8 protein-coding genes are annotated in these 13,835 nt (G+C 42.4%); 5 read left to right on the top strand and 3 right to left on the bottom strand.

Annotated features, from left to right (window positions below; all coding sequences use genetic code 11):
• Window positions 1-78: 78 nt before the first annotated feature.
• Complete coding sequence (locus HWQ41_RS14155; RefSeq protein WP_292763608.1) at window positions 79-804, bottom strand: pyridoxine 5'-phosphate synthase; 726 nt, start codon at window positions 802-804, stop codon at window positions 79-81.
• Window positions 805-1,319: 515 nt separating this feature from the next.
• On the opposite strand from HWQ41_RS14155, the gene HWQ41_RS14150 reads away from it, so the two are divergent.
• From HWQ41_RS14150 to HWQ41_RS14130, 5 genes are all read left to right on the top strand, one after another.
• The gene (locus HWQ41_RS14150; RefSeq protein ID WP_292763607.1) at window positions 1,320-7,232 is read left to right on the top strand and encodes an AAA family ATPase; all 5,913 of its coding nucleotides are present in this window, start codon (window positions 1,320-1,322) and stop codon (window positions 7,230-7,232) included.
• A gap of 53 nt (window positions 7,233-7,285) precedes the next feature.
• On the top strand, window positions 7,286-9,202 hold the full coding sequence (locus tag HWQ41_RS14145) for an ATP-binding protein (RefSeq protein ID WP_292763605.1): 1,917 nt from the start codon (window positions 7,286-7,288) through the stop codon (window positions 9,200-9,202).
• Window positions 9,203-9,463: 261 nt separating this feature from the next.
• Window positions 9,464-10,102 (top strand): Uma2 family endonuclease, encoded by a 639-nt coding sequence (locus HWQ41_RS14140; protein ID WP_292763604.1) that lies wholly within the window; start codon window positions 9,464-9,466, stop codon window positions 10,100-10,102.
• A 36-nt stretch (window positions 10,103-10,138) separates the two neighbouring features.
• Entirely contained in the window at window positions 10,139-10,861 is a 723-nt protein-coding gene (locus tag HWQ41_RS14135) for a Uma2 family endonuclease (RefSeq protein ID WP_292763603.1), read from the top strand.
• 88 nt (window positions 10,862-10,949) lie between these two features.
• The gene (locus tag HWQ41_RS14130) at window positions 10,950-11,087 is read left to right on the top strand and encodes a type II toxin-antitoxin system HicA family toxin (RefSeq protein WP_292763602.1); all 138 of its coding nucleotides are present in this window, start codon (window positions 10,950-10,952) and stop codon (window positions 11,085-11,087) included.
• A 210-nt stretch (window positions 11,088-11,297) separates the two neighbouring features.
• Here the strand turns inward: HWQ41_RS14130 and HWQ41_RS14125 are convergent, their stop codons facing one another.
• Both HWQ41_RS14125 and HWQ41_RS14120 read right to left on the bottom strand, forming a co-directional pair.
• Entirely contained in the window at window positions 11,298-12,926 is a 1,629-nt protein-coding gene (locus HWQ41_RS14125) for an iron uptake porin (protein ID WP_292763601.1), read from the bottom strand.
• 67 nt (window positions 12,927-12,993) lie between these two features.
• A complete protein-coding gene (locus HWQ41_RS14120; RefSeq protein ID WP_292763599.1) occupies window positions 12,994-13,446 on the bottom strand; it encodes a hypothetical protein in 453 nt (150 codons plus the stop codon).
• Window positions 13,447-13,835: the final 389 nt, after the last annotated feature.

Below are 13,835 nucleotides of genomic sequence, written 5' to 3'. Positions count from 1 at the left end.
GGATTGGGGGAGATGAGGGAGATGAGGGAGCAGAATTAAGAACCAATGCCCAATGCCCTATGCCCCATGCCCTATGCCCTATGCCCCATCCCCTCTTATAGCTTGTTTCATCTCGCGGACTGCCCTTTCAATACCTACTAATGCTGCCCGACTGATGATGGTATGACCAATGTTGAGTTCTTCCATACCTGGAAGCGCACCCACCGGATAGACGTTCCAGTAGGTAAGTCCATGACCAGCGTTGACTCGCAATCCTGCTTGAATCGCTTGTTCACACCCTTTAGCTAATATGGCTAATTCTCGCTGGCGATTTGTTTCATCCTTAGCTTCAGCATATTGTCCGGTGTGCAATTCAATAAACTGCGCCTGTACCTTGACAGATGCTTCGATTTGTGCTGGTTCTGCGTCGATAAATAAACTAACTGGAATGCTAGCACTTTGCAATTTATCAACTATCTCACCTATTCTAGCAATTTGTCCGATAATATCTAGTCCGCCTTCTGTTGTGACTTCTTCGCGCTTTTCGGGGACTAAAGTCACGTAATCTGGTTTGATATCGAGAGCGATCGCTAGCATTTCATCTGTAGCGGCCATTTCTAAATTAAGATGCGATCGCACTGTTTGCCGCAACAGTAGCACATCCCTGTCTTGGATATGCCGCCGATCTTCGCGCAGATGCACCGTAATCCCATCTGCACCCCCTAATTCTGCCAGCACCGCCGCCGCCACGGGGTCTGGTTCCACCGTCCGCCGTGCTTGCCGGATGGTGGCAATGTGGTCAATGTTAACGCCAAGTGTAGGCACCCCAAATTTCTCCCAAATCCACAGTCCTCAGAACTTGATTTTACCGGAAATCTTGCAGCATTCTCGATCAGCCAACTGGCCTGCCTCGGACTCGAACTGCAAGGCTAATCAGAACCGCTATAGTTGAAAAACTTCAGCCGCCAGCATTTCATCAGTCGCCGCCATTTCTAAATTGAGATGCGAACCAGCACATTCCAACCTTAAATAAGTTGCAACTGAGTTAAAAAAAGCTAACTGTTGGGAAAAATACTTTTATAGGATCTTACGCACTGTACAAAATGACTTTCATGTGTCTAACCAAATTCGGTCGTTTCAGGCTATTGGCCACTATCTTTAGATCACTAGCGTAGGCGTAGCCCGCCTTCTCTACCAGACGTACTCGCGTTCGGCATCGCTGGCTAATAGTGAAAAATCAAACTTGAATGCCTGAAAATCCATACCCATATTTAGTTAGTTCTGTGAATGCGTAAGTCCTATTTTAATAATAAGTTGAGCTTCAAGAAGAGTTGATACAAATGAATACAGCAGTTGAGCCGATCGCCCAAATTCCAGGCTATCAAATTAGTGAACAACTTTATACAAGCTTTAGAACCCTGGTTTTCCGTGCAATTCGAGAGATTGATCAACTTCCGGTCATTATCAAACTGCTCCAGCAAGAGTATCCTAACTTCAGCGAACTGCTCCATTTCCGCAATCAGTACACGATCGCTAAAAATATTGACCTACCTGGTATTGTTCATCCCTATAGTCTGGAACCTTACCGCCACAGTTATGTTCTGGTAATGGAGGATTTCGGCGGTATTTCTCTCAAAGAATGGATGAAAACAGTCAGGGGGAGTAATCCAAATTTCTTGGAAGAGTTTTTATATATTGCGATCGCTCTGAGCAATATTCTTGACGGACTCTATCGCCATCGGGTTATCCACAAAGACATCAAGCCAGCCAACATCCTGATTAACCCGGAAACTAAGCAAGTCAAGTTGATTGATTTTAGCATTGCCTCTCTTTTACCTAGAGAAACCCGCGAAATTCAAAGTCCTAATGTCTTAGAAGGTACCCTCGCCTACCTTTCCCCGGAACAAACCGGGCGGATGAATCGCGGAATTGACTATCGCAGTGATTATTACTCCCTCGGCGTTACCTTCTATGAATTGCTGGCTGGACAGTTACCCTTTCAGTCTAATGATCCGATGGAGTTGGTTCACTGTCATATTGCCAAGCAACCAGATCAATTAGGAGGCAGGAGGGAAGAAGAAATTCCCGAAGTTCTGAATGACATTGTGATGAAATTGATGGCGAAAAATGCTGAAGATCGCTATCAGAGTGCATTAGGGCTGAAATTTGATTTAGAAAAATGTTTGGAGCAATTGCAGGAAATTGGCTCGATTAAATCCTTTAAATTAGGTGAGCGGGATATTTGCGATCGCTTCATTATCCCAGAAAAACTTTACGGTCGCCAAGCCGAAGTTCAAAGCTTACTAGATGCCTTTGAGGGTGTCACTCAGGGAAGCACAGAAATTATGTTGATAGCAGGCTTCTCTGGGATTGGCAAAACTGCTGTGGTTAACGAAGTCCACAAGCCAATTGTGCGACAACGGGGTTATTTCATTAAAGGTAAATTTGACCAGTTCCAGCGTAATATCCCCTTCTCTGCCTTTGTGCAAGCCTTTCGAGACTTAATCGGGCAACTGTTAAGTGAAACTGATGCTCAATTCGAGCAGTGGAAGTGCAAAATTCTCTCTGCTTTGGGTGAGAACGGACAAGTGATGATTGAGGTGATTCCAGAACTGGAAAGTATGATTGGTAAACAGCCTCCTGCGCCCGAACTCTCTGGGAATGCGGCACAAAATCGCTTCAATTTGCTGTTCTTGAAGTTCACTCAAGTCTTCACTGCACCAGAACATCCATTGGTAATCTTTATTGATGACTTGCAATGGGCAGATTCTGCTTCTTTAAAGTTAATGCACTTGTTAATCAGCGAAGCTGACATCGGCTATCTACTATTAATTGGTGCTTATCGAGATAACGAAGTCAACCCAGTACATCCGCTGATGCTGACTTTGGAAGAGATTCAGAAGTTAGGCGTTACAGTCAATACGATTACCTTAGCTCCCCTCGATCAGATTTCTATCAATCATTTGGTTGCAGATACATTGAGTTGCTCCCTAGCGTTAGCCGCACTGTTAACAGAGTTAGTATTGAGTAAAACCAAAGGTAATCCTTTCTTCAGTACCCAGTTTCTCAAAGCGCTACATCAAGATCAACTAATTACATTTAATTTTGACGGTGGTTATTGGGAATGTGATATTGCTCAGGTGCGATCGCTGGCTCTCACTGATGATGTGGTAGAGTTCATGGCACTTCAACTTCAGAAGTTGCCAACACAGACTCAAGAAGTTTTGAAGTTAGCGGCTTGTGTGGGAAACCAATTTGATTTAGCGACATTAGCGATCGTCCATGAAAAATCCCAGGTGGAAACAGTCGCAGACTTTTGGAAAGCTGTGCAAGATGGGTTGATTATCCCTACCAATGAGGTCTACAAATTCTATCAAGAGGAGTCAGAATTAAAAATTCTGAATTCTGAATTTCAGCAACACAATTCTCCTGACTCCTGTTCTTACAAATTTCTTCATGACCGCGTTCAGCAAGCTGCCTATTCCCTGATTCCTGAATCTCAAAGAAAAGCTACTCATTTAAAAATTGGGCAATTACTGTTAAACAATACGTCATCTCAAGCACTTGAAGCCAGAATTTTTGATATTGTTAATCAGTTAAATGAGGGGATTGATATAATTACCCAACAATCCCAAATATATGAACTGGCTAAACTAAATTTAATTGCTGGCAAGAAAGCCAAAACTTCCACTGCTTATAAAGCAGCAGTTAAATATTTCACGTTAGGCAGAGAATTGCTAATAGAAGAAAGTTGGCTAACTCAGTATAAACTCACATTTGAATTATATCGACTATCTGCGGAATGTGAATATTTAACTGGCAATTTTGACAAAGCAGAGAGATTATTCAATCTCGCCTTAAATTATAGCCAAAATAAGTTTGAACAGGCAGATATTTATAGAATTCAGATGTACCTGAAAATGACTCAGGGTGAAAATATCGAAGCTGGCTTTGAAGCTGGGCTAAAAGGTTTGAGCATCATGGGGATGCATCTGCCTGTCACTTCTGAAGAACAGCAAGCTGCCATCGAAACTGAACTTCAAGAATTAAAAGCTAAACTTCAAACGGTTCGTACAGCAGATTTATTCGATCTGCCTGAAATGATAGATCCAGATAAGAAAGTCTGCATGGGTCTTTTAGCTGACCTTTGGGCAGCTGCTTATATGGGAGGAGATCAACATCTCACTTGCCTGATTCCTCTATTAATGATCAATTTATCGTTGAGATATGGCAATGCAGAAAGCTCTGGTTTTGCTTACTGTCTGTATGGAATGAGTCTGGCAAATCAAGGAAGTTATGAAACTGCTTATGAGTTCGGTACGTTAGCACTAAAACTTGATCATCACTTCAATAGCACCCAATTTATTCCTAAGACTAATAATATCTTTGCCCACACAATTAATCCCTATAATCAGCATTTAAAAACGAATTTGCAAATTTCTCAAAAATCATTCCAAGTCAGTCAAGAAACTGGAAATTTGGTGTTTGGTGTCTGGGCAGTTTCGTTTCTGATTTGGGCGATGTTAATTAAGGGCGATCGCCTATCAGATATCTACGCGGAAACTGAGAAATATCTGAGCTATGTACAACAAGTGAATGATGTCAATATGCTGTATGCATTTAGTTTACAGCAGCAGTTTCTACTGAACTTGCAAGGCATATCTAAAAACACCGATTTATTAGACGATCGCAATGGCGAAGATATTCTCTATATAGAAGTTTGGAGACAGAAAAATAACTTTGATCATGGAATTAATTGGTACTGCTTTCTCAAAATACAATTGTCGTACCTTTATGGTCGCTATGCAGATGCCGTTAAAGCGGCAGAAGAAGCTGAGAAAACCCTTGATTGTAACTCTGGTTTCTTCCCAATTATTCAGTATCATTTCTATTATCCACTCAGTTTGGTAGCACTCTATTCCGATGCGACATTAGAGGATAAAAAACAGGATTGGGAAATTATTCGAGAGCATCAACAAACTCTGAAAACCTGGGCGAATAATTGCCCAGAAAACTTTCTACATCGATATCTATTGTTATCTGCGGAAATGGCAAGAATTTCTAGCAACTACATGGATGCAATCGAGTTATACGATCGCGCCATTGCTAAAGCCAAAGAAAACGAATACCTCAACGAAGAAGCGATCGCCAACGAACTCGCAGCCAAGTTTTATTTAGAATGGGGCAAAGAACGCATTGCCCAAGAGTATTTGATTAATGCTTACTATTGCTACACGCGCTGGGATGCTAAAGCCAAAGTCGATGACCTAGAACAGCGTTATCCGCAATTGCTAGCTCCCATCTTACAACGGACGAGTTCACGAAGTGACTCTGAAAGAGTATCGCCACTCACGCCCAATGAGACGATCGCAAATATTGACAGCATTGCTACCTTGCACCCAAGCTTAAATAAATCAGTAACATCTAGTATCAATACATCAGTAATGCTAGATTTGCCAACAGTTATCAAAGCCTCTCAGACTCTCTCCAGTGAAATCGAACTGGATAAATTACTCACGAAGCTACTGCAAGTAGTGATTCAAAATGCTGGAGCAGATAAGTGTGCGTTAATACTGCTCAAAGAAGATAGATTGGTCGTTGAGGCGACTGCTCAAGTTGGGCAGCAATCAACCGTGCTACAGTCCATTTTTGTGGAAGATAGCGCAGACGTTCCCCATAGCTTAATTTACACCGTCAAACGCAGCTTGCAACCTACCGTCATCATTGATACAACAGTGTATCCGGCACTGATAGCTGACCCCTACATCATTCGTCAGCAACCCAAAAGCTTGCTGTGTACGCCGATTCTGTATCAAGGCAAACTGTTGGGGATTTTGTATTTAGAAAACAATCTTACCACTGGGGCGTTTACCAGCGATCGCGTCGAAATTCTGAATCTGTTATGCACTCAAGCTGCAATTTCCCTGGAAAACGCCCGACTTTATCAGCAAGCACAAGATACTCTCAAAAACCTTGGACAGACTGAACAATTCTTGCGGTTAATTATCGACAATATCCCCCAGTCTGTTTTTTGGAAAGACCGCAATAGTGTTTATTTAGGCTGTAACCAGAACTTTGCTCAAACTTACGAGAACAGAGGGCCAGAAAATATTATTGGTAAAACAGATTACGATCTTCCCTGGACTCGTGAGCAATCAGATTTTTTTGTCGAGCGCGATCGCCGCATTATGGAGTCTGGACAAGCTGAACTCAACATTATCGAAACCGTGCAGCAAGCAGACGGAAAACATATCTGGTCGAATACAAACAAAATTCTGCTAAAAGATAAAGAAGGAAACGTTTTTGGCATCCTTGGCACCTCTGAAGACATCACCGAACGCCAGGAAGCACAACAATTGCTGCAACAGCAAAAGCAACAATTAGAACAAGCGTTGGAAGAACTCCAAGCGATGCAATTGCAACTAGTGCAGAGTGAAAAAATGTCTGCCCTTGGTAATCTGGTAGCAGGCGTTGCCCATGAAATCAATAATCCTGTCGGCTTTATTGCCGGCAACTTAGAACCAGCAAAAGATTATATCAACGATTTGTTTGGGCTAATTAAGCTTTACCAAGAGAAATTTCCAAATCCCGGCTCAGACATTGAAGACGAAATTGATGCGATGGACTTGAATTATTTACGCGAAGATTTACCTAAGTTGCTGGACTCGATGAAACTGGGTGTTAACCGTATCCGCAGTATCAGCACTAGTCTGCGAACCTTCTCCAGAGCAGATAAAGATTACAAAGTGCCCTTTAATATTCACGATGGCATTGACAGTACTATTTTGATTCTGAGACATCGTTTAAAAGCTAACGAAAACCGTCCGGCAATTGATGTGATAAAAGACTATGGCAAATTCCCCTTAGTGGAATGCTTTGCTGGACAACTTAATCAGGTGTTTATGAACTTGTTGGCAAATGCCATTGATGCACTTGAAGAATACAATACAGAGCGGAGTTTGTCAGCCATTTTAGCCAATCCCAATTGCATTACCATTCAAACCCGTTTAGCAGACTCAGGTCAGCACATTCTGATTAAGATTGCTGATAATGGCGTGGGGATGTCACCGGAGGTCAAGCAACGAGTATTTGACCATTTGTTCACCACCAAGCCTGTAGGAAAAGGCACAGGATTGGGATTAGCGATCGCTCGGCAAATTGTGGTGGAAGGACATGGCGGTTCACTCTCCTGCACTTCAGAGCTTGGACAGGGCACAGAGTTTGTCATTCAAATCTCTACTCAACAAAAGTAAAAAGACATCTTTCTTTTGCTTTTTAAATTTTAACTTGGAACAAAGCGACGATCATGCTTAAATTACGCAAAGGCTGGTTGAAAATCAACCCCCGACAGTATGCCCCAAGCGCCAAAAATTACTACTCATTGAAATGGCGATCGCGAAATCTACTGTTGTTATCAATTGTGGTGATTCTGTCTATTAGCATTAGTGCCACCGCCATCACTAGTTACAACATTGTTAAGGGGTTGTTGCTCGATAGTCTCAAGGAGCAAGCACTGTTAAAAACACACCAAGGTCAGGAGGATATTGATAACTGGTTAGCCATTCGGAAGACAGAAATTAAGACTTTGGCAAATTCTCTTGCGGTGCGATCGGTAGATTGGTCTGTGATGGAACCTTACTTACAATCTGAGGTGACACGCCTGCAAACGTTTTTGCTCATCGGGTTGGTCACACCAGATGGTACAGCAATTAATACTCAGGGGAGTCATCTCAATGCTAAAGATCGAGAATTTTTTCAGCGGAGTATGGCGGGTGAAACGATAGCTGCCGATCCAATTATTGGACGCACAAACAAACAGTTACAGATTCAAATTAGTTCGCCGATTCCTGCCGAAACAGGCACAAAGCCAGCAGGTGTGTTAATGGGAGGTATTCCGATTAAGCGGGTAGTTGAGGTGATCAGCAATTTACATCAAGGCAAGGGCAGCTATGCCTTTGCGCTGAATTCTCAAGGAATTCCCATTGCCCATCCCAACACGCAGCTAATTGGTACACGCGAAAAAGTCGCCCAGAGTTTCCTCAACTCCCCCAATCCCAGGTTAGTTGAAATTACCCAACAAATGGTGGCTAAACGCACAAACATTGAATTGGCTCAACTGGATGGTAAGTGGAGTTATGTTGCTTACACTCCTCTCAGAGAAGCAAATTGGTCGGTAGCGTTGATTGTGCCACAAGAAAATATCGAATCGCCATTGCAGGCGTTGAACCTGTTGGCTACGGTTTTGGGAGGATTGTTGATGGTTGGGTTGATCGGTGCATGGCGACAGATGCAACTATATGAACAGATTCGCGATCGCGCCTTTATTTCCAGCCAGCAGGCGCAGCAACTCAGCAAAACTTTGAAAGAATTGCAAAATACCCAAGCTCAACTCATCCAAACCGAAAAAATGTCTAGTCTGGGACAACTGGTTGCTGGAGTGGCACACGAAATCAATAATCCTGCCAATTTTATTCATGCGAACCTCAACCATGCCAGTGAATATAGCCAAGGCATCCTCGATTTGCTAAAGCTTTATGAACAAACCTACCCAAATCCGACACCAGAAATTCGCGATCGCGCCCAAGACCTTGATATTGAGTTTCTGGCAGAAGATTTACCCAAGCTAATGACATCAATGCAAGTGGGAACCAAGCGCATTCGTGAAATTGTGCTGTCGCTACGTAATTTCTCGCGCCTCGATGAAGCAGACATGAAATTTGTAGATATTCATGAAGGATTAGACAACACTCTAATGATTCTGAACCGTCGCCTCACAGCCACGCCCAATCTACCAGAAATTCAGATCGTTAAGAAATACGGTGATTTACCCCTAGTAGAATGCTACGCAGGGCAACTGAATCAGGTGTTTATGAATGTTTTGGTGAATGCGATCGATGCACTGGAAGAAGTCAGCCAAAAACGCAGTTCTGAGAATCTTAAAAGTAATCCTAATCAAATTAAGCTCCAAACGCAAATTGACCAATCAACTCATGACGCGATCGTTCAGATTTCCGATAATGGTATTGGGATGTCAGAGGATGTCAAGCAACGGGTATTTGACCATATGTTTACTACTAAACCTGTGGGCAAAGGAATCGGATTAGGAATGGCGAACGCCTATCAAATTGTTGTAGACAAACATGGAGGAACTATTGAAGTTGATTCTACCCCAGGATGTGGTACAGAGTTTATCATCCGTATTCCTTTAACAAGTAAAAACTAAAAATTCAGAATTTATCACAACATTGAAACAGTCAAAGATTCTGTCAAGGATTTGTTTTAACTAATTTCTACACTCATAGTCAAAGGCGATATACTTTAAAGTAGGTAGAGATAATTAAACTCTGAGTTTGTAGTGAGCGATTTATCGCTTAGAGCAGAGATTATCAGGACTAAAGTCCTTACTACAAACTTTTGTTTATGCCTAGATACTAAGAAACTTTATTTCTAAATTCAATCTGCTACATCCAGTTTCCAAGGTGATATGCTTTTAAAACTGCAACAAATTATTGTTAAACCTGGTCAACAAATGTTGCTCAAAGATATTAGTTGGCAGCAGTTAGAAAATATTTTAGAAGAAATGGGAGAAAAACGTGCTGCACGTATTTCTTATAGTGATGGTTGGTTAGAAATTCTGGTTCCCTTAGCAGAACACGAAAAGGATAAAGAACTTATTGGTGATTTAGTCAAAATCTTGTTAGACGAACTCCAAATTGATTTTGAACCTTTTGGTTCCACAACACTTAAAAATGAGCGATCGCGGCAAGCATTAGAACCAGATACCAGTTTTTATATTCAAAATCAAGCTGCTGTAATTGGGAAAAATCGCATAGATTTAAATATAGACCCACCACCAGATTTAGCAATCGAAATTGATATTACTTCTCGCACTAGATTTGATAATTATGAAATTTTGAGAGTTCCTGAACTCTGGCGACATACACAACAAGGTTTAGAAATTTTGTTGCTAAAAGAAGGAAAATATATAAAATCTAAATCTAGTCCTAATTTTCCTGATATCCCAATCGTTGAATTAGTCAATGAATATGTTCAGCAGTGTTTAACAATTGGGAGAAGTCAAGCTATGCGTAATTTTCGAGATTGGGTGAAGAATAATTTATGATAAAAATCTAAGGCTTTCTGAGAAAGGCGATCGCTCATGACTACCGAAAACAACCCAACAGCCGTTGTAGACTGGGAACACCCCACACCGCCCACAGATTTAATTTTTGATGACGGAGAACCCTTGGAATCAAATCGCCACCGTATTGCGATGAATGTCCTGATTCGGTCATTGCAACAAGCTTGGATTGACCGGAATGATTTCTTCACTGGTGGCAATATGTTTATTTATTACAGCAGCGCCCAAGTACGTAACCAGGATTTCCGTGGCCCCGATTTCTTTGCTGTCCTGAATGTGGACGGGACTAATTCTCGTCAAGGTTGGGTAGTGTGGGAAGAAAACGGTCGTTATCCTGATGTGATTGTAGAATTAATGTCACCATCTACAGCCAAAATAGATAAGACTGTTAAGAAAGACCTTTACGAACAAACTTTTCATACTTCAGATTATTTTGTCTATGACCCCTTTGATCCGACTTCTTTGCAAGGGTGGCATTTAGATCACAATCAGCAATATCAATCTTTGACATCAAATGAGCGTGGTTGGTTGTGGTGTCAAAAGTTAGGTTTATGGTTGGGAACGAGTGAGGGAACAATAGACAGAGAAACGGCGATATGGTTGCGGTTTTATGATGTAGCTGGGAATTTGGTTTTGTTACCAGACGAAGCTGCTGCTGCACAAGCACAAACCGCAGTTGCAAAAGCGGCTCGTTTAGCAGCTAGATTGAGAGAGTTGGGAGAAAATCCAGATATTTTGTGAGGGATTTTGGCTTTTTTGATTTTTTGAGACTAAGGAACCCCACCCCCAACCCCTCCCCGCCTGCGGGGAGGGGAGACAAAGCATAGCTTTGGGAAAGGCTGGTTTTTATGTTTTGCGACAACGTGAAAGCCACATTATTTTATGTGGAGATGAGCCATTTAGTGAAGTTATTGTTCCGAATAATCAAGAATTAGACAAAGGAACTTTACGAGCAATTATCAGATAGGTTGGACTGAGTGTTGATGAATTTATCGAGTTGCTGTAAGTTAAAGATTGGGTGCGATCGCTATTTTGAAATATCAGAATGAGTCAGTGCGATCGCTATTTTGAAATATCAGAATGAGTCAGTGCGATCGCTATTAAGTAAAGCTCTAAAATACAAAACAAATATTAGTCCCCTTTGCGCCATACTCTACTATGGATGCTACTCAAACGCCTAGAAAGAGAAGGTTGTTCGGACTGTACCAATATAGATTGTGTCATTATGGCTGTTTTGTTCTGGGTTGGTAACTACAATTACTCCCGGTGTTACCGCAATAGCGTCATTGATGGCATAGCGGTAAAACAACTCTAATTCCAGCGAGCTATTAGGATCTACGCGAGTTGCAACATCATTACTAGTCACCTTCGGCGGTAGTCCAATCATAAACCCCCCTAAGTTTCCTTCTCCACCCAAATCGGGAAATGCTGCCGTTACCGACCAGTTCACAATGTCCGCATTGGCTCCCTGATTGTCACCTCCTTCCGCATGGGCGTATGTAAAGCCTGCCGACGCTGCCAAGGTGAATTTACGACTAACATCATAAGCCATGTTTACACCATAGGAGTTAGCAGAAGTAGGACTGCCATTAAAGGGGTCATTGGCATTGATACTGCCTGTACCAGTATTGAGCGCATTGTTCGGATCATCATCGTTAGTACTGTAAGAATGTGTATAGGTGAGTGCAAAAGTCAAATGGTCGATTGGACGTAAGGTAAGTTCAGTCAAACCCACATAAGTCCCGCCGAAAAGTCCCGAATTTGGATTATTGCTATTGCCACCAGCAGCATATGCGGCGCTAAGTCTCACTGCCTTGCTAAACTCATAAGTGAGAGAACCACCGGCAACATCTTCCCCGCCTATAGCGAAGATGGGATTGAACTGCCCAAAGAGTGAGATGGAACCATTAACATGATCACCCAGAGGAGAAACAGCATCCACATCGTCATCCAGCATTTCATGTAGTTCATCATTTGCACCAACATGGATGGTGAGTTTGTCTCCTAGCTTAAATTGATACGATAATTTAGCTAAAGTCAGTTGATTAGGGCTGTCATAATCATCTAGTGTCAACCGTCCCATGTTCGTGCCAGTGGCAACCTGCAAATTAGGCGTATTGCTAGCTTGTAACCGAGTTCTCAACAGGTCAGTACCAGTAAAACTAGTATCAAGAGTCAGCCACAGGAAATCACTGGCAATCAGATTACGACTCACCTGTGCGCCACTACCATCAGCCTGTTTGTTACCCCCAATAGCCGTCAAGGAAAAGAGGGCGTTACCATAGAGCTTCGTCGTTGTAGAAAACTGTTGCTTTTCTACAGTGGCAGCACGCACTTCCAGCCCATCCACCCGACCGCGTAGGGTCGCCAGTTCTGCGGCAAAACTCTCCTGTAACTTTTGCAACAGCACTAAGTCGTCTTTTTTTACTAGACTGTTTGTTGTAGAGGCCAGCAATTCATTCACCCGGCTCAAACAAGCATTGACACCTGCGGCAAATTCATAACGGCTGAGGGCACGATTACCACGATAGGTTGAGTCAGAATATCCGGTGATACATCCATAGCGTTCTACTAAGGATTGCAACGCTTGAAAAGCCCAATCAGTAGGTTTAACATCTGAAAGTTGGGATACCGAAGTGACCTGCCCTTGGACAGTATTTTCGGCAGTATCGTTTACTAATGGTTTATCCTGTTTTGCTGGTAGCACTGACGCTGATGTTTGAGCAAAAGCAGGATGTGAAAAATGCAGCAGTAATCCAAAGGTTAACTGGAAAATAATTGCAATATTTTTGAACTTGTGACCCATAATCTTACTTCTTTTTGTTGATGGCAGATTCAGTAACTTTCACTTCAAATATTGTTGGAAAAATTACTTAACTTCCAGCAACGATAATCTTGTAGGTTAGCGTGAAAGGTATAAATCGACCATTGTATCCAGTATTTTTTTTCGGGTATCCACTCAGTTTCAATTCGTATTCTCCGACTGTAGGGAAAGTAATTTCAGCACCGGGAATCCCTTGATAACGATCGCCATTGACAGGTTTTAAGGTTGGACTGATCAGAGGCGGAGCATTTTTCTCATGAGGAACCGCATATACTGCGAGCTGACAATTACATTGCGATAGGGGAATGATGCGCCCACTTCTGTGAGTTAAAGCAAACCAAGCAAGGGAAGGTTTTCCAGCCTGGGGATTGTCATTGGGTTCAATATGAAAGGTAGCTCCAACATCGCCTGACATCTGTACGGTATGAGCAAGTACGGGCGTAGCTATCAACGTCGAAAGGAGGAAGATGAAGGGCTTTGAAAAATATTTGAGGGAAGGCATTAATTGTCACACTCTAACGCATTTTTTTATGTCTACATTCTTTGCTGAAACTGAATTTGTGTCAAAAGACAGACTGTCGAAGGTGAGGGGCACTGGTTGTCCCGGCTACTGTGCTTTATTCGCCTGACCAATAAAGCGATCGCCCGCAGCTTTATTCATCAAAGCCACAGCCGCCCCAATACGGTTCGGTTAAGGCAAGAGACGCGATAAATCGCCGTCAAGACAAAGGACTGATTATTGTAAAGACGGCGATTTATCGCGTCTTTGCAATCTAGGATGTATCATTAAAAAACCTTATCCGAACCGTATTGACAGCCGCCCCCCAAGTAAAGAATATGCAGTTGACTGTCAATTAGATTTCCGTGATTTCTCTATTCGCTATTTTGAAA

This window comes from Nostoc sp. NOS(2021), assembly GCF_017115025.1.
Taxonomy (GTDB): Bacteria; Cyanobacteriota; Cyanobacteriia; order Cyanobacteriales; family Nostocaceae; genus Nostoc.
The sequence above is the reverse complement of the archived record's forward strand: the minus strand, read 5'-3'. Positions and strand labels throughout refer to the sequence as shown.

Bases quoted from the DNA above. Each gene is read 5' to 3' on its own strand.
- HWQ41_RS14150 (WP_292763607.1), top strand. From the start codon at position 1,320: ATGAATACAGCAGTTGAGCCGATCGCCCAAATTCCAGGCTATCAAATT.
- HWQ41_RS14145 (WP_292763605.1), top strand. From the start codon at position 7,286: ATGCTTAAATTACGCAAAGGCTGGTTGAAAATCAACCCCCGACAGTAT.
- HWQ41_RS14140 (WP_292763604.1), top strand. From the start codon at position 9,464: ATGCTTTTAAAACTGCAACAAATTATTGTTAAACCTGGTCAACAAATG.
- HWQ41_RS14135 (WP_292763603.1), top strand. From the start codon at position 10,139: ATGACTACCGAAAACAACCCAACAGCCGTTGTAGACTGGGAACACCCC.
- HWQ41_RS14125 (WP_292763601.1), bottom strand. From the start codon at position 12,926: ATGGGTCACAAGTTCAAAAATATTGCAATTATTTTCCAGTTAACCTTT.
- HWQ41_RS14120 (WP_292763599.1), bottom strand. From the start codon at position 13,446: ATGCCTTCCCTCAAATATTTTTCAAAGCCCTTCATCTTCCTCCTTTCG.